This is a genomic window from Duganella aquatilis (genome assembly GCF_009674565.1).
In the GTDB taxonomy this organism is placed as follows: Bacteria; Pseudomonadota; Gammaproteobacteria; order Burkholderiales; family Burkholderiaceae_D; genus Rugamonas; species Rugamonas aquatilis.
Map to the genome: position 1 here is coordinate 101,027 of NZ_WKJL01000011.1, position 16,484 is coordinate 117,510.

The 16,484-nt window shown below is 64.7% G+C and carries 15 protein-coding genes; 8 read left to right on the plus strand and 7 right to left on the minus strand.

Translation table 11 applies throughout. The annotated features are described in order from the left end of the window. The first annotated feature begins 21 nt into the window (after nucleotides 1-21). The 4 genes from GJ698_RS16150 to GJ698_RS16165 are packed head-to-tail and all read left to right on the plus strand — an operon-like array spanning nucleotide 22 to nucleotide 4,443. The gene (locus tag GJ698_RS16150; RefSeq protein WP_229260018.1) at nucleotides 22-1,563 is read left to right on the plus strand and encodes a hypothetical protein; all 1,542 of its coding nucleotides are present in this window, start codon (nucleotides 22-24) and stop codon (nucleotides 1,561-1,563) included. Next, nucleotides 1,550-2,086, plus strand: coding sequence for a DinB family protein (locus GJ698_RS16155; protein WP_154358798.1), 537 nt, complete (start codon nucleotides 1,550-1,552; stop codon nucleotides 2,084-2,086). The genes GJ698_RS16150 and GJ698_RS16155 overlap by 14 nt, the downstream gene beginning before the upstream one ends. Continuing rightward, a complete protein-coding gene (locus tag GJ698_RS16160) occupies nucleotides 2,083-3,084 on the plus strand; it encodes a 2-hydroxyacid dehydrogenase (RefSeq protein ID WP_154358800.1) in 1,002 nt (333 codons plus the stop codon). The genes GJ698_RS16155 and GJ698_RS16160 overlap by 4 nt, the downstream gene beginning before the upstream one ends. 15 nt (nucleotides 3,085-3,099) lie before the next feature. Further along, nucleotides 3,100-4,443 (plus strand): DUF3422 family protein, encoded by a 1,344-nt coding sequence (locus GJ698_RS16165; protein WP_154358802.1) that lies wholly within the window; start codon nucleotides 3,100-3,102, stop codon nucleotides 4,441-4,443. On the opposite strand, the gene GJ698_RS16170 is transcribed toward GJ698_RS16165, so the two are convergent. After that, a complete protein-coding gene (locus tag GJ698_RS16170; protein ID WP_154358804.1) occupies nucleotides 4,433-5,269 on the minus strand; it encodes an alpha/beta hydrolase in 837 nt (278 codons plus the stop codon). The genes GJ698_RS16165 and GJ698_RS16170 overlap by 11 nt on opposite strands. Before the next feature lie 141 nt (nucleotides 5,270-5,410). Between GJ698_RS16170 and GJ698_RS16175 the strand changes: the two genes are divergently transcribed. From GJ698_RS16175 to GJ698_RS16185, 3 genes are read left to right on the plus strand one after another with little or no spacing between them, the layout of a single operon-like run. Further along, complete coding sequence (locus GJ698_RS16175; RefSeq protein WP_154358806.1) at nucleotides 5,411-6,184, plus strand: alpha/beta fold hydrolase; 774 nt, start codon at nucleotides 5,411-5,413, stop codon at nucleotides 6,182-6,184. Between the two features lie 11 nt (nucleotides 6,185-6,195). Beyond that, a complete protein-coding gene (locus GJ698_RS16180) occupies nucleotides 6,196-7,347 on the plus strand; it encodes a M23 family metallopeptidase (RefSeq protein WP_154358808.1) in 1,152 nt (383 codons plus the stop codon). A gap of 2 nt (nucleotides 7,348-7,349) precedes the next feature. Further along, complete coding sequence (locus GJ698_RS16185; RefSeq protein WP_154358810.1) at nucleotides 7,350-8,198, plus strand: alpha/beta hydrolase family protein; 849 nt, start codon at nucleotides 7,350-7,352, stop codon at nucleotides 8,196-8,198. A 6-nt stretch (nucleotides 8,199-8,204) separates the two neighbouring features. Here the strand turns inward: GJ698_RS16185 and GJ698_RS16190 are convergent, their stop codons facing one another. After that, nucleotides 8,205-8,573 (minus strand): MerR family transcriptional regulator, encoded by a 369-nt coding sequence (locus GJ698_RS16190; protein WP_154358812.1) that lies wholly within the window; start codon nucleotides 8,571-8,573, stop codon nucleotides 8,205-8,207. Nucleotides 8,574-8,640: 67 nt separating this feature from the next. On the opposite strand from GJ698_RS16190, the gene GJ698_RS16195 reads away from it, so the two are divergent. After that, entirely contained in the window at nucleotides 8,641-9,870 is a 1,230-nt protein-coding gene (locus GJ698_RS16195; RefSeq protein WP_208023831.1) for an NADH:flavin oxidoreductase/NADH oxidase family protein, read from the plus strand. On the opposite strand, the gene GJ698_RS16200 is transcribed toward GJ698_RS16195, so the two are convergent. From GJ698_RS16200 to GJ698_RS16220, 5 genes are read right to left on the minus strand one after another with little or no spacing between them, the layout of a single operon-like run. After that, nucleotides 9,859-12,267 carry a glycoside hydrolase family 2 TIM barrel-domain containing protein gene (locus tag GJ698_RS16200; RefSeq protein WP_154358814.1) on the minus strand — a complete coding sequence of 803 codons (2,409 nt, stop codon included), beginning with the start codon at nucleotides 12,265-12,267 and terminating at the stop codon, nucleotides 9,859-9,861. The genes GJ698_RS16195 and GJ698_RS16200 overlap by 12 nt on opposite strands. Before the next feature lie 12 nt (nucleotides 12,268-12,279). After that, nucleotides 12,280-12,453, minus strand: a complete 174-nt coding sequence (locus GJ698_RS16205; protein ID WP_154358816.1) for a hypothetical protein — start codon at nucleotides 12,451-12,453, stop codon at nucleotides 12,280-12,282. 3 nt (nucleotides 12,454-12,456) lie between these two features. After that, nucleotides 12,457-12,633, minus strand: a complete 177-nt coding sequence (locus tag GJ698_RS16210; protein WP_154358818.1) for a hypothetical protein — start codon at nucleotides 12,631-12,633, stop codon at nucleotides 12,457-12,459. Further along, nucleotides 12,633-14,942 (minus strand): glycoside hydrolase family 95 protein, encoded by a 2,310-nt coding sequence (locus GJ698_RS16215; protein ID WP_154358820.1) that lies wholly within the window; start codon nucleotides 14,940-14,942, stop codon nucleotides 12,633-12,635. The genes GJ698_RS16210 and GJ698_RS16215 overlap by 1 nt, the downstream gene beginning before the upstream one ends. Further along, the gene (locus GJ698_RS16220) at nucleotides 14,939-16,483 is read right to left on the minus strand and encodes a GH39 family glycosyl hydrolase (protein ID WP_154358822.1); all 1,545 of its coding nucleotides are present in this window, start codon (nucleotides 16,481-16,483) and stop codon (nucleotides 14,939-14,941) included. Before GJ698_RS16220 ends, GJ698_RS16215 begins: the two co-directional genes overlap by 4 nt. Between the last annotated feature and the right edge of the window lies 1 nt (nucleotide 16,484).

The window sequence follows — 16,484 nt, forward strand, 5'->3', positions numbered from 1 at the left end:
AAACCGGCCGATAATGAGGTTATGACAACGATCGCCTCCATCAACCGGACCACGCCAGCAGCCACCGCTCCAACGGCGGCCGGCAGCTACACGTCCACGTCCAGCGCCGCCAGCACGGCAGGCAATGGCTCTTCCACCGTGGTGTCGCTGGGCGCGGCCGCCGCGCCGGTGTCCGACAAGGCGCTGGTGTGGGAAAACCGCACCCGCAGCACCTCCGCCAGCCTGATGGCGCGCAACTTCGGCAACGAGGTCGGCGCCAACCGCCTGAAAGGCCTGGGCGGCGAGCTGCTGAAACAGGTGGCCTACGACGGCGCGGATTTTTCGCAGACGGTGCAGCAGGCGCCGGGCGGCACGCAAGCCAACACCTATGACATGCTGGTGTCGCCGTCGCAGGTATCGCAGCACGGCATGGGCGACAACCAGATCTCGCTGAGCATCACCACCCGCAGCGGCGCCAAGGTGGAGCTGAAGCTGGACGCGGGCGACAACAGCATCGCCGTCGAAGCGCACGTCGACGGCAAGCTGACCGACACGGAGCGCAAGGCGCTGGGTGAATTGTCCGACGCCTTCCAGAAGTCCATCGATGGCCTGAGCGAAGACCCGCCGCGCATCGACATCGCCGGCCTGACGCAGTTCGACAGCAGCGCGCTGGCGTCGGTGGACCTGAAGGGCCGCGTCAAACTCAATGCCAACGACACGCAACAGCTGGACTTCCATGCCGACAGCACCCAGCGCACGTTGAGCTTCAGCGGCCCGGCCGGCAACGCCAGCATCGACGTCGATCTGAGCAAGCCTGCCAGCTGGGGCAGCAAGGAGCAGCAGGCCACGGCGCTGAAGAATTATCTGCAGCAGGTCGACCAGGCCGGCGTGCGCGGCCAGGGCAAAGGCGACATGATCACGATGTTCAAGGACGCCTTCACCGGCATGAACAGCGACTACGGCAAGCCGCCGCCGGCTTCGCCGCAAAGCATTTTCCTGACCGACCAGGATCACGCGCTGACCACCGGCCTGGCCGACTTCAGCGCGTCGTTCGCGCAGACCGAGGTGTCGTCCAATCCGATGCGTCCTTCGGAAAAGGACAGCTTCGCCTACGACCTGTCGCAGAAGACCAGCATCAGCGGCACTTCGCAGCTGGACCGCGGCGTCTCGCAGAAGCAGGAGTCGCACCTGAAGGCGCGCTATCACGAGCCGGTGAAGGCCGGCGCCTTGCTGGCGCTGGACATGTCGCCCAACTCGCAGAACTACAAGTACAACATCATCGACGACAGCGCCAGCAGCAGCACCAGCATCAGCTACGAGAAAGGCGTGCTGGCCAAGGCCTCGCTGGAAACGCAGGCGCACCAGTCGATACGGACGCTGAAATACATGCTGGGCAAACTGAAGGACGACCAGACCACGCCGGACGGCAAGGCGATGTCGCGCGACCTGGTGCCGACGCTGGAGCCGGAGCGCTACGGCCTCGATCCACTCACCGACGACCAGCGCACGCAGATGCTGGCCACCCTGAACAAGCAGATCTTCCTGCAATCGAATCCGTCCGCGATACCTGATGAGCGCAACTGAACACTTTACCCTGCTGGCGCGCTACAACGCCGGCATGAACCAGCAGCTCTACGACGCCGCAGCGAAACTGCCGGCGGGCGAATTCACGGCCAATCGCAAGGCCTTCTTTGGCTCGCTGGCCGGCACGCTGAACCACCTGCTGACGGCCGACACGCTCTGGCTCAAGCGCTTCGCCGCGCACCCGGCGCAGTTCGCGGCGCTGCAAGCGGTACGCGACACGCCGCAGCCGGCGTCGCTGGCGCACTCCTTCGGTGACGACCTGCCGACGCTGCGCGCACACCGCGAGCGGCTGGACGCCGTCATCAGCGCCCTGGCGGCGCAACTGACGGAAGCCGACCTGGCGCAGCCCTTTGAATACCGCAGTACCCGCGGCGATATTTACTGCAAGGAGTTCGGCCTGGTTCTGCTACACTTCTTCAATCACCAGACCCATCACCGCGGCCAGGCCAGCACATTGCTGACACAGGCCGGCGTCGACCTCGGCGTGACCGATATCATCGTGCTGGTGCCGGAGCTGCCATGAAAATCGCCGTCTACAGCGCCCAGCCCTACGACCGCCGCTTCCTCGACGAAGCGCGCGCCGCCTTGCCCGCGCCCGGCGTGGAGGCGGCCTATTTCTCCGACCGGCTGGAACTGGACACCGTGCCGCTGGCGCAAGGCTGCGCCGCCGTCTGCGTATTCGTCAACGACCTGCTGGACGCGCCGGTGCTGGAAGCCCTGCACGCGCTGGGCGTGCGCGCCGTGCTGCTGCGCTGCGCCGGCTTTAACAACGTCGACCTGCAAGCGGGCGCGCGGCTTGGCCTGTTCATGGCGCGCGTGCCGGCCTACGCGCCGGAAGCGGTGGCCGAACACGCGCTGGCGCTGGCCATGACGCTGAACCGCCGTACCCACCGCGCCTACGCGCGCGTCCGTGAAGGCAATTTCGCGCTGGACGGGCTGCTGGGCATGACGCTGCACGGCAAGACCGTCGGCATCGTCGGCGCCGGCCAGATCGGCGCCTGCGCCGCGCGCATCTTCCACGGCATGGGCTGCAAGGTGCTGGTCAGCGACCCGGCGCCCACGCCGCAGCTGGACCAGGTGGCCGAGCGCGCGCCGCTCGACGCGCTGCTGGCGCAGTCGGACGTGGTCTCGCTGCATTGCCCGCTGATGGACGCCACCCGCCACATGATCAACGCCGGCAGCCTGGCGCGCATGAAGCCCGGCGCCATGCTGGTCAACACCTCGCGCGGCGGCTTGATCGACACCGCCGCCGTGATCGAGGCACTGAAATCCGGCCAGCTCGGCGCGCTGGCCATCGACGTCTATGAACAGGAGAGCACGCTGTTCTTCCAGGACCACTCCAGCGACATCATCGCCGACGACGTGTTCCAGCGGCTGATGACCTTCCCCAACGTGCTGGTCACCGGACACCAGGGCTTCTTTACCATTGAAGCGATGCGCGAAATCGCCGCCGTCACCTTTGCCAATCTCGCCTGCCACATGCAGGGTACTCCCTGCACCAACGCGCTCCCCACCACCTAGTTTTTAAGGAAGTTCATGTCGCTCGCCTATCGTGCCAATGCCGATTTCGCCAAGCTGAATCACCCGATGCGGGTTCCGCTGTCGGCCGAAATCCACTCGCGGCCTTTCCTGCATTTGCAGGCGCCGGAAAGCCTGACCCATTTCGCGCTGTACCTGCAACAGGACCAGCCGTCGCGCCAGAACCACCGCGCGAGTCAGCACCAGATCCTGGAGCAGCTGTGCGTGCACTACGGCGTGGCCGGCCCGCATCCGCAGGCGCGCTACTTCTTCCACGACTTCGGCCGCTTCCGCCTGAAGTGGGAATGCCACACCGAGTTCGCCACCTACACCTTTGTCGAACGCGGCGAGCCAGGCCTTGACTGCCGCGCTTCGTTCGAACGCATGCCGCTGCAGCACGTGCCCCAGGAATGGCTGGCCGGCCTGCACGGCAAGATCATCGTCGCCGCCCACGTCCTGCTGTGCAAGGAAACGGCCGGCGACGACAGCTTCGCCGATGGCATCAGCGATCTGTTCCAGGGCAAGTCGCTGGTGGGCAGCAGCGCCGGCGGCAATGCCGAGGTGTGGACCGACTTCCTGATCCAGCCGGATGGCTTCAGCCGCTTCGTGGTGCGCGACCAGCAACTGCGCGAGTTCCAGCCCGGCCGCCTGGTGGGCCGCCTGCTGGAAATCGAAACCTACCGCATGATGGCCTTGCTGGGCCTGCCGCAGGCCGAAGCCACGCAGCCGGCGCTGAACACCATCGAGAACGAACTGGCCGACCTGACCGCCACGCTGGTCAAGGACGAAGCCAACGACGACCAGGATCTGCTGAACCGCATCACCAGCCTGGCGGCGCAACTGGAGAAAATCTCGGTCAGCAACAGCTACCGCTTCGCTGCCTCGCAGGCTTACTTCAACCTGGTGCAGTCGCGCATCCAGGAGCTGCGCGAAGTGCGCATCGAAGGCACGCCGACGCTGGCGGAGTTCATGGGCCGCCGCCTGGCGCCGGCGATGAACACCTGTACCTCGGTGGCGCAGCGGCAGGAGACACTGGCCAAACGTATCGCCCGCAGCAACGACCTGCTGCGCACGCGCGTCGGCATCGAGCAGGAACAGCAGAATCGCAAGATCCTGCAATCGCTGGACGCGCGCGCGGCCCAGCAACTGCGCTTGCAGCAAGCCGTGGAAGGCCTGTCGGTGGCGGCGATTTCGTACTACACGCTGGGATTGGTGGGCTATGTCGGCAAGGCGATGAAGGCCGGCAGCCTGCCGGTGAATCCGGACCTGATGACCGGCATCGCCGTGCCGCTGGTGATCGGCGCCGTCTGGCTAGGCCTGCGCCGCCTGCATCACCAGCTGTCGGGATCAGCTAAGCACTGAAGCGGCTGGCCAGGAAACTGGCGATGCGCGTCTGCGTCGATTCCAGATAAGGGATGTTCAGGTGGTCGGAATCAGGAATGATTTCGTCCGCGTGCAGCGTCCCCAGTTTCTGCACCAGCAGGTCGGTATGCGAATGCGGCACGATATCGTCGACCGCCGCGCGCAGCACATAGGTCGGCGCCTTCAGCTGCGAGGCATACTTCACCGATTCAAATTTATGCCGCAGCACGTACTCCACCGGCAGCGTCTTGAACTTGCGCTTGGCGATCGCCAGGATCGAGTCGTATGGCGTAATCAGCACGATGGAATTGGCGTCGCGCTCCATCGCCACCTGCACCGCCACGCCGGAACCCAGGCTGCGGCCGACCACGGCGATGCGCTTCGGATCGACGTGATGGCGCTCACTGAGCCAGTCGTACAGCATGCGGCCATCTTCGACAAAGTGTTCCTCGGCCGGATCGCCATGCGAATCGCCGTAGCCGCGGTAATTCACCGCCAGCACCGCCATGCCGGGAAACAGCTTGCCGGCGTCGCGCGCCACCCAGGACACCTCCTCCGAGCGGCCGCCGAAATACACCACGCCCGGATGCGGCCCCGCCACCGGAGGCGTCATCAGCCAGCCGGACAAGCGCGTGCCGTCCTTGGAACGCACGACGATAGGCCGCGTGCGGTGGCCCGAGCTGTAAGGCTTCAGCACCTCGCGCTTGCTGCCCAGTGGATTGAACAGCAGCCGCTTCTGGTTGGCGGCCACCGCTGCGGTAAGTCCCATCCAGAGCACGCTGACGATGCCGGCCAGGCCCGCGACTTTTTTGGAATTGTTGTTCATAGTTCCTACTCTACTCTTCTCGTGCAAGCCTGCTGCACGCACAAGCTACAAAATTTGCGGCGGCGTGGTATAGACCACACATGGGGGCCGATGGCGCAACCCGGTATAATCGTCGCTTCGCTTTTTCATGACTCGCTGACAATGAAACCTGCTGTCGTCCTGCTGCATAGCTCCATGAGTTCCAAGTCCCAGTGGCTGCCGCTGAAAGCGCAGCTGGGCGAAGATTATCGCTGCATCGCGGTGGATTTGCAGGGCTACGGCGCCTCGCCGTTCCCGGCCGACGCCGGCGCCGATTATACCCACACGCTGGCGCACGAGGTGGACGCCGTGGTGGCCGCCCTCTCCTCCGGGCTGGAGCCGGGCGAAGCGTTTCACCTGATCGGCCATTCCTTCGGCGGCGCCTGCGCGCTGCACATGGCGCGCCGCATGCCGCAACGCGTACTGTCGCTGACGCTGTTCGAGCCGGTGGCCTTCCACCTTTTGGCGGAGCAGCATCCTGCCAAGGCGGAAATCGTCGACGTGGTGGGCCGCATCCGCGCCTGCGCCAGCGACCGCGACGCCACCCGCATCTTCATCGACTACTGGAACCGCGATGGCGCTTTCGACGCCGCACCCGAAGCCGCTCAAACCAAGATGGTGGCGCAGATCGCCAAAGTCAAGCTGGACTTCCAGGCACTGTTGGGCGAAGCGGCAACCTTGGATGATCTGTCCATGTTGACCATGCCGTCGCTGGTGATGGCCGGCGAGCGCAGCCCCGCCTCCACGCGCCTGCTGGTCGAGCAGCTTGGCGCCTCGCTGCCGAATGCCACGGCGCTGCAAACGCGCACCGCGCATATGGGGCCGATCACCCATCCAGACGTCGTCAATCCGCTCATCGCCAATTTCCTGAGCGGCGCCGAAATCGCCATCGATTGAGAAAGCCCGCCATGCGCCTGCCCGCCTTGCTGCTTAGTCTTCTGACCTTTCATGCAATGGCGACTGCGGGCGCACAAGCGCCGGTCGTGGTCCACGCCCTGCATGCGCCGCAAACCGTGGAAGCCGGCGACGGCAGCCGGCGGCTGTACTACGAACTCGATATCGGCAATTTCTACGCCGATACCGGTCCGCTGCAACTGACCGCCGCCAGCGTCTACGCGGACGGCGGCAGCGCGCCCATCGCCACCTTCAGCGGCGCGCAACTGGCCGGCCTGCTCAGGCCCGGCAAGGAGCTGGATGCCGACAACACGCTGTCGATCCCAGGCGGCGCGCACGCCATGCTGCTGATCGCCGCCACACTGCCTGCCGGCGCACCACCACGCACGCTGCGCAATACGCTGACCTTCAGAACCGCCAAGGGCGCGGTGCAGACAGCGGACGACATTCCCGTCGCCGTCAACGCCGCGCCGCCCGTCGTGCTGGGCGCACCGCTGCGCACCGGCCTGTGGCTGGCGGACGAAGGCCCCGGCAACGCACAGTCGCACCACTGGGGCAGCGTCATCGCGCAGAACGGACTGCTGACCATCCCGCAGCGCTACGCCATCGACTTCTTCGGCCTGGATGCGCAAGGCCACGCGGTGCGCGTGCCGATCGACCAGATGGCCGACAGCGCCGTCACCGACTGGGTAGGCTGGAATACCGAAGTGCTGGCCGCCGCCGATGGCGTCGTGCGCGACGTGCAGGACGGCGTGGCCGACCGCAAGCCGCTGTCGCCGCAGGAGCAGCCGGACGAACTGACGGCCCGCACCTTGTACGGCAATTTCGTCGTGCTGGAAGTGGCGCCCAAGGTGTTCGTGCACTACGCGCACCTGCGGCAAGACAGTGTGCAGGTCAAGATCGGGCAGCGCATCAAGCGCGGCGCGGTGCTGGCCCGCCTTGGCCTGACTGGCGGCGCAGGCGCGCCGCACCTGCACTTCCACGTCGCCGACAAAGCCAGCTTCGCCGATTCACAGGGGCTGCCCTTCGTATTCGACAGCTATACGCCGGCCGGCCACACCACGGAAGGCGAAGCGCTGAACAAAGATTCAACCATTTCAATTTCGCCAAACGCGGCGCGCCTGCATCGGCGCATGCCGCTGAACGGCGACATCATCGGATTCTAACCATGCGTATCACATCACTGCTACAACCCATTTTATTCACCTTGGCTGTCGCCGGTGCGCCGGCGTTGGCCGGCGCGGCTGAACACCTCGTCACCATCGCACCGGACGTCAACGGCGCCTGGGTCACGCCGGATGGCGCGTGGGACGGCCGCACGGTGTTGTTCCTGCACGGCTTCGCCGACGACATGGACGGCGCCGGGGACCTGAGCAAGCGCATGTCGGCGCGGCTGGCGCAGATGGGCATCGCCTCGCTGCGCGTGAACTTCCGTGGCGAAGGAGACCGCAAACGTAGCGACATCGAATCGACGCTGCAAAGCCGCATCGAAGACACCGAGGCGGCATATGCCTTCGTGACCAGGCAGCCGGGCGTGCAGCCTGCGCGCAGCGCGGTACTGGGCTGGAGCCTGGGCGCCACCACCGCCATCATCACCGGCGGCCGTCATCCGCAATGGTTCCGCAGCATGGTGCTGTGGTCCTCCCCGAGCGGCGACCAATGGGTGCAGATGGCGTCCTCGCCAACCGCACAGAAAGCGCTGCGCGAGGGCGTGGCGACCGACGACGTGGCGGGCTGGAAGCGCATCACCACCAAGCGCGCGTTCTACGAAAGCTTTCGTGGCGTGAACCTGGATCAGTCGCTGGTCAACTACCCCGGCGCCTTCCTGACCATCCGTGGCAGCAATGACTTCCTGCCGCAAGGCGATGCGCAGATGCTGAAGCTCATTCCCGGCAAGCCGGCGGAGGCAGCCCTGATTGGCGGTGCGGATCACATCTTCAACGTCTTCCAGCAAGACGGTGGCGCCGCACAGCGCGTGATGGACCTCACCGCCGACTGGCTGGTGCGCACGCTGTAGCAGTCCTCAGTATTTGGCACACTCATTGCGCGCCCAGCTGGCGCGCAAGCGTTCCTCGGCTTCCAGCAGGCCGACACGCTGCGCCTGCAGCGTTTGCATCATCTTGTCGATTTCGTCGAGCCGCGACGACAGTCCCTGCAACAGGCCGTCCCTCAAGGTTTCGCCCTCCAGCGCCATGATGTTGCGCATCGTCTCCAGCGTAAAGCCCAGGCTTTGTCCCAGCACGATCACGTTCAGCCGCTCCAGCACCGCCTCCGGATACTCGCGGTAACCGTTGGCGCCGCGCGCGGCCTTGGGCAGCAGGCCCATTCTCTCGTAGTAGCGGATCGCCGATGTCGCCATGCCGGCGCGCTCCGCCAATTCTCCTATCTTCATTTCGCTTGACCTTGAAGTTGACTTCAAGCTTAGCATAGCCTATTTCCGATACCAATCAAGGCATGTCATGATGTTCAATCCACTCACCCTGCCCAATGGCAGCACCATTCCCAACCGCCTGGCGAAAGCCGCGATGGAGGAAAACATGGCCGCTGAAGGCCAGTTGCCCGGCGCCGCGCTGTTTCGCCTGTACGAACAATGGGCGGACGGCGGCGCCGGTCTTATCATCACCGGCAATGTGATGATCGACCCACGTGCCCTCACCGGCCCAGGCGGCGTGGTGCTGGAAGCTTCGACGCCGCTGGAACCATTCAGGCAGTGGGCCAAGGCAGCGCGGCGTCACGGCGCGCAGGTATGGATGCAGATTAACCATCCGGGGCGCCAGGTGATGGCGGACATGGGCGGCAACGCCTGGGCGCCGTCGGCGGTGGCGCTGGACCTGGGCAAGCATAGCAAGCTGTTCGCCCAACCGGTCGCCATGAACGCCGCGCAGATCGCCGAAGTGATCACGCGCTTTGCCGACACCGCGCACGCGGCCGAACAGGCAGACTTCAGCGGCGTGCAGCTGCACGCGGCGCACGGTTACCTGATCTCGCAGTTCCTGTCGCCGCTGGCCAACCGCCGCGACGACGAATGGGGCGGCAGCCTGGCCAATCGTGCCCGCCTGCTGCTGGAAGTGGTACGCGCGGTGCGTGCACGCGTGTCGCCGGGCTTCAGCGTTGCGGTCAAGCTGAATTCCGCCGATTTCCAGCGCGGCGGCTTCTCCGCGGACGATGCACGGCAGGTGGTTCTACTGCTGAACGACCTGGCGGTCGATGTAATCGAACTGTCCGGCGGCAGCTACGAAAGCCCCGCCATGCAAGGCCGCACGGCGGACGGGCGCACGCTGGCGCGCGAAGCTTACTTCCTTGAGTTTGCCCGGGAACTGGCGGCGGTGGCGCACATGCCGGTGATGACCACCGGCGGCATCGCGCGGCCGGCGGTGGCCGAGCAGGTGCTTGCCAGCGGCGTGGCCCTGGTTGGCATGGCGACGGCGATGGCGCAAATCCCCGACTTGCCGCAGCAATGGCACGCCGGCCATGAGCCTGCGGCCTTGCCGGCGGCCGTGACTTGGAAGGACAAGGGCATGGCGTCGCTGGCCGCCATGGCGCTGGTCAAGCGCCGCCTGCGCGCATTGGGTGCCGGCGAGAAGGCGGCGCGCAGCTATTCGCCATTCATCACGCTGGTGATCGACCAGTTGCGCAAGAACAGACTCACCAGGCGCTATCGCAAATGGGCAGCGCAATCAGCGGGCTGAGTCGCCGACCACGATATCGATGGTGTTCTCCAGCCAGATTCCGAGGTTGGGCGTGCGCGCCTGCTGCGCTGACGGTCCCATTTCGCCGGGCGGATTGAATTTGGTGCCGATCGGGAGTATCGCGTTGAGGAAGGAGATGTCTCCGGGCGGGAAGTCGATATGCGTGCCCTTCGGTTCAAAGCCCTCGCCGCTGGCCTCCCTCGGCGTGAACATCCCCAGCGCGATGTCGTCGGCGTGGTTGATGAAGGCGATGGGCAGGTTCTTCGTTTTCAGTGTGGCCCAGTAGACCTTGTCGTGGAAACCTTTGAATTCCGGGTAGTTCCATGACAGGCCGGAGACGGTGTCGTTGTAGTCCTTCTGCCAGACGTCGAACTCCGCGCCCTGTGTGCGGTTCTTCCACACGCGATACGGGCCGCGCCCCAGCCAGCGCATGGACGTGACCTGGCTTTCCGGATAGTCGAAGGTCACGCCCAGCGCATCGACATAGCGGCTCCCTTCCATCTGGTAGCCGTAGTTGACGCTGAGCCGCCCGTCGCTGCCCAGGCGCCAGTTCACCTTGCGCAGATTGCCGGTGTATTCGGCCGACACCACCACATCGCCGCCCTGCTGCGCGGCGTGAATATGCCTCAGCTCCGCCGTGCCTGCCACCAGCCGCGGGCCATTCGTCAGCGGCGCTACGACGCCATCCTTTTTAAGTTCACGCAGATAGCCGGTAGCCTTGTCGATGACCGCGCCGAGCGTACCGGCTTGCAGTTGATAGCTGTCCGCCAGCTCCGTCACGCTGGCTGGCGCAGGACCAGCCGGCGCGCGCATCCGCTCGGCCACCTGCTGCGGAGTGGCGATCATCCACGACCACTTGTAGATCTCGCGGCCGTCACGGTCGGTCGCGCGGATGTACAGCGCGTCCTGCTTGCTCCAGTCGCGCGGCAAGGCAATGCTGGCGACGCCGCGCATACCGGCGGCGACATCGGGAGCCTTGATGCTGCCCTGCGCTGTGACGATATGTCCTTCGCCCAAGCCAAGCCGCACCAGCTCCCAACGCAGCTTCAACTGATTGAGATTGGTGAAATCATAGCGGTTCTCCAGCGTGATGACGCCGTCGAATGTCGGCGGCAGCGAGGCCATTTCCGACAACGGCAGGTATAGCGGCGACCATATCTTCTTGATCGCGAAGAAGCTGCCTTCCTTCTCGCGATACGGCCCCAGTATGCCGTCCGGCGCCAGATTGCCGGCAACATCGATGGCGCCGTTGCGGTCATCGCGCACAATGCCTTCGTCGACAAAGGCCCAGATAAAGCCGCCGGCGCTGAGCGGGTTGGCCAGCATGGCGTTCCACCAGTCGTTCAGGCTCGCACCGGCGCCGCCGTCGTACAAACCATGCAGGAACTCGGTCGGCATGAACACATCGCGTCCATTGAACAGCGACGTCGCGCAGCAGTTGTAAGTCGGATAGTGCGCGGTATCGATGCCGCCGAAATTTTCCCACGGATGGATCACCGGGCGTTTCTGCGCATCCCATCCGGCGTACAGGCGATCCAGATCGCGATTGAAGCCGCCTTCGTTCCCATTCGCCCAGAACAGGATGGACGGATGATGCTGATCGCGCTGCACCAGTTCCTTCACCAGCGGCGTGGCGACGTCGGTATCGTAGGCTTTCTGCCAGCCGGTCAGTTCATCGATCACGTACAGCCCTACTTCGTCGGCGACGTCGAGGAAATGCGGGTCCGGCGGATAGTGCGACATGCGCACCGCATTCATATTCATTTCCTTCATCAGCCGCGCATCCTGGTAGCTGAGCGCCTTGCTGGTGGTACGGCCCGAGGTCGGCCAGATCGAATGACGGTTCGAGCCTTTCAAGCGCACCTTGTGGCCGTTGACGTAGACACCATCGCGCGGCCGCAGCTCCATCGTGCGAAAGCCGATGATCCTGGTGACGTCATGCACCACCTTGCCGCCGCCAAGCAGCGCGAAGCGCACCTGGTAACGCTGCGGATTCTCCGCCGACCATGGCACGATGCGGTCCACGTGACCGCTCAAGTGCACCTTGCCATCCACGATATCGGCGCGGATCTCCTTGCCGAGCGGCGCACCATCCAGCGTGGCGATGCGCGCGCTGACCTTGCCGCTGGTGGCGCCGGCCACAAACACGTCCGCGCTGAAATCGCCGGTGTGGCGCGCATCCAGGCTGACCCGGTCGATATTGGCTTGCGGCTTGGCCTCCAGCCACACCGGCCGGTAGATGCCGCTGAACAGCCAGTAATCCGAACTGCGCTCGGCGCGGTTAACGGATGCATTGGCGGAGTAACGCTGCACAGTGACTTCCAGCTGATTGCTCTCGCCCTGCTTCAGCAAGCGCGTAACGTCGTAACGGAATTCGTAGAAACCGCCCTGGTGCACCGGGCCGGCTGGCTAGCCGTTGATCTTCACCAGCGTGTCCGTCATCGCGCCGCCGAAGACGATCTCGATCTGCTTGCTGCGCCAGTCGGCAGGAACGGTGAACTGGTAGCGATACAGGCCAGTGCTGTCAGGCGCGGGATCTTTCTGCCAGTCGTTGGAATAGCGGTAGGTGCCAAAGCCCTCCATTTCTCAATTGGAGGGCACGGGGATCTTCTTCCACACGCCTGCATTGCGGCCGCCATTGACCTGGAAATCCCAATCGACGCGGTGATCCTTGTCTACGCCGCTCAGATATTGGACCTGTGTCGGTTCGGCGAAACACTGGCTGCTCAGGGCCAGTAAAAAAGCACTCAGCAGCCAACGCATTACAGACTCCTTCCGAAGTGTTTGCTCTCGCCAGGTTTTAAATTCAGCGGCACGACCTGGTCGCCGTAGCGCACTTTGCCTGCCCCATCGCCCGCCGTGCGGCGGATGGTGGCGGAGGTCAGCTTGCCGTTGGCCCACGCCAGATCGACTTCGTAACCGCCCCGCGCGCGCAGCCCTTTCACCGAGCCGCTGCCCCATGCGGTCGGCAGCGCCGGCAGCAGGTGGATTTCACCGGTCTGCGATTGCAGCAGCATTTCGCAGATGGCGGCGGTGGCGCCGAAGTTGCCGTCGATCTGGAACGGCGGATGGGCGTCGAACATATTCGGATAGGTGCCGCCGGCGTTGTTCACTTCCGTGCCCTGGCCGCTCTGCTGCGCCGCACGCGCGCCGGGCTGGGCCAGCTGGCCGCGCAGCATTTTGTAGGCGTGGTCGCCGTCCAGCAGGCGCGCCCAGTAAGCCGTCTTCCACGCCATCGACCAGCCGGTGCCCGCATCGCCGCGCGCTTCCAGCGATTTGCGCGCGGCGGCGGCCAGCGCCGGCGTTTGCGTCGGCGAGAACTGGCGCCCCGGGAACAGGCCAAACAGGTGCGAGACGTGGCGGTGCGTGTCGCCCGACGTATCCAGCACTTTGTCCTTTTTCTCGGTCATCCATTCCAGCAGTTGGCCCCAGCTGCCGATGCCCGGCGTGGCGAGCTTGTCGCGCATGGTGGCGATACGGTCGCGGTAGGCGGTGTCGCCCAGCACACCGGAGGCTTCCACCGTGTTGTTGAACAGATCCCAGATGATTTCCTGGTCATAGCTGACGCCATCCTCGATCGGACCATGTTCGGGCGACCAGCCGAGCGGCGCGACCAGGCGGCCGTCCGGCAGCTGTTTCAGGTAGTCCTCCCAGAAGGCGACGGCTTCCTGCATCATCGGGTAGGCGACGGTGCGCAGATAGGTTTTGTCCTGCGTGTAGGCGTAGTGCTCCCAGAAGTGCTGCATGTACCAGGCGTTGCCGGTTTTGTTCCACACGTAGCCCATGGCGCCGAAGGGATTCGATTCGGTGCGCACGGTCCAGCCGCGCACCGGTTTGCCGGCGGCGCTGACGAAGGTTTCTTCGCGCTGCACCGCTTCGCCGCTCAGGTCCGGCTGCGACATCTTGACGGATTCCGGATGGGCGATGGCCTGGGCGGCGGTGTCGGCCACCAGCTTGCGGTAGACGGGCGCCATGCCTTGCACGAAGTCCAGGAAAGGCCTGGCGTGGTCGGACAGGTTGGCCGGTTCGGCAGGCCAGTAGTTCATCTGGATGTTGATGTTGGTGTGGTAGTCCGAATTCCACGGCGGCGTGAGGTTGTTGTTCCACAGGCCTTGCAGATTGGCCGGCAACGCGCCGCGCGAGCTGGAGATCAGCAGGTAGCGGCCGTACTGGAAGAACTGCGCTTCCAGTTCGGGATCCTTGCCGTCGGCGGTGTAGGCTTCGATGCGCTTGTCGGTCGTCAGCGCGCGGCGTGCGGGCGACGCGGCGCCAAAATCCACGCCCACGCGGCCAAACTGCGCCACAAAGTCGCGTTCGTGCGCGGCACGCAGCGTCGCCCATTCGCGCGGTGCGGCGGCCACTTGCGCTGTCACGCGCTGCAGCGGCGGTTCGCCGTGGAAGCGGCGGGATGCGTCGTTGATGTAGCTGGTGCCGGCGCCGAGGATCAGCGTGATGGCATCGCTGCCGGTGAAGGTAATCTTGTTGCCTTCCACCGCCAGCTTGCCGCCCTCGTTCAGTACCCGCAGCTGGCTGGCGTGCTGCATCGCATTCGGCAGCGCGCCGGTCGCCGTGATGCGGTCGCCCTGCGCGCTGATCTGCGCATCGTGCATGTCGGTCAGCTCGATCGAACCGGTATACTGCCCACGCCTGCTGGCGGTCAGCCGTACCGCGATCACCTGCGCCGGATAGCTGGCCAGCGCCTCGCGCTTGAACTGAACGCCATTGTGCGTATAGCTCACCGTATGCAGGCTGCGCGAGATATCCAGCTTGCGCGCATACGCCGTCGTGCCCTGCTCGTGCCCCGGCAGATTGATGTAGACATCGCCAAACGGCTGGTACGCCCCCATCGCCTTGTCATCGCCAGTCCACAGCGTGATGTCATTGAACTGCAAGCGCTCGCGCGCCAGCTGCCCGAAGATCATCGCGCCGATGCGACCATTGCCGATAGGGAGCGCTTCCTTCTCCCACCCAGCCGCCGTATCCGGCGCCGGCTGGGCATAGCGCAAGGTCAGATCCGGTGCAGCTGACGCACCCGCCGCCACAAAAGCGGCAACCAGCAGCAGCGACTTCATTGCGGATTAATCTTGATCAGCACAACATCGTTGACGCGCATCTTCACCTTCACGCTGGCGGCGCCGGATGCAGGCACGCGCACGGTGCTGGTCTGAGGAAGATCGATCGTCAACGCCTGCAAGCGCTCCAGCTGTTTCGGCGTCAGCGTCTTCGGCGATCCCATTTTCAGGTAAGCGGTATGTGCATCGTTGGCCTCAAAGCCGGTGCGATACACCTTGACCGAATACGCGCCAGGCTTCAACCCTTTCAGATCGACGCTCACCGGCTGGCCATCGCGCGTAGGCTGCACGGTGGTGTAGAAACCACGATTGCTGCGTCCCTGCTTCGGCGTCTGGAAGTCCCACGCCAGCACCTGCACGCCACGGCCATCCTTGGCGGCATAGCTCTGCGCATCGCCGGTATTGATGGCCGTATCGCCGAGCTGATTCAGATACTTGTAAGCGAACCACGACGGCTTGCGTATCCCCTGCGGATTCATCAAACCAAAGCCGCCCTCAAACGGCGCGGTCGGCGGCCCCGGTTCCTCAAACAGATCGCTGTAGGTCCAGTAGCTCATGCCCTGCGCAATGCCTTCGGTGGCTTTGAGCTTGCTCAGGATGTAAGGTGCGCTGATATAGGAATCGTGCACCGGATCGCGTGGCGTGTAGCTGGTGCTCCACTCGGTGAAGTACAGCGGCATCTCGGGATGGCCGGCCTCCGCCATCTCCTTGCGCACCTTGCGCACGTCGCCGACGATGGCGTCTGGCGATGGCGACAGCTTGGTGTCGTCCTTGCCGTTTTCGTCGAGGAAGCCGCCATCCACACCGTAGGTATGCGTGGTGACGAAATCGACCGCCGCGCCGGAAGCCTTGGCGTGCGCCAGGAACTCCGGCACCCAGGCCGCACCGGCCGTCGACGGCCCGCCGACGCGCAGCGCCGGATCAATCGCCTTGATGGTGCGCGAGGTGATGTCGAACAGCTCGAAGTACGCCTTCTGATCCGCCTTCTCCCAGAAGCCGTCGAGATTCGGTTCATTCCACACTTCGAAGAACCAGCTGCGTACTTCCTCCTTGCCGTAGCGCTGCTGCGCGTGGCGCACGAAGGCATCCACCAGTCCTGCCCACTTCTTCGGATCGGGATGCGAGGTATTGCCCTTCCAGTAGAAGATGCTCAGGTCCGAGCTGCGCATGGCCAGCGGCGTAAAGCCCAGTTCCACGAACGGCTTGATGCCCATCTTCAGCAAGCGGTCGTACAGGTAATCCAGCTTGCTCCAGTCGTACACCGGCTTGCCGTCCACCTCCTTGTAGGTGCCCAGCACGTCGTGGAAGACGGCGTGGAAGCGGATGTAGCGGAAGCCCAGTTCGTCCCTGGCGGTCTTGAGCTGCGCCAGGCTGTCGTCGCGTATCAGCGTGCCCGGATAATCCGAGCCTACCGACAGATCGGCGAAACGGTCGCGCGGCGAGCCGGCATCGGCGGCATCCACCGATATGTGCCGGCTGTCGGCGGCAACGGCCGCCGACGCGCTCAACGCAAACAATACAGCTGCGGTCAGAATCTTCATG